We start from the raw sequence: 213 nt of genomic DNA, 5'->3' as shown, positions 1-213 counted from the left end.
CCGTGACGTTGGACAGCGGCAAGGTCATCACCATTGCCGAAGGTCAGAGCTCCGGTAGCCTGCCGGTCACTGTCGGCAACGACGTCTACACCGGTCCAACCACCGTCACTGAATCCATCAAGGACGCGGTGGGTGGCAACCTCGAGTCCATCAACCCGATCAAGACTCCGGTCAGCACCACGGTTACCGACGTCAACGACACCACCACCGTGA

1 protein-coding gene is annotated in these 213 nt (G+C 60.6%); it reads left to right on the top strand.

Going from position 1 to position 213, the window contains the following annotated elements:
* The coding region (locus tag KW846_RS29885) for an immunoglobulin-like domain-containing protein (RefSeq protein WP_218486483.1) at window positions 1-213 on the top strand (213 nt) is incomplete at both ends.

The sequence above is a fragment of the Pseudomonas sp. PDM32 genome, from assembly GCF_019219225.1.
GTDB lineage: Bacteria > Pseudomonadota > Gammaproteobacteria > Pseudomonadales > Pseudomonadaceae > Aquipseudomonas > Aquipseudomonas laurylsulfatiphila.
This window is presented reverse-complemented; position numbering and strand designations above follow the sequence as displayed.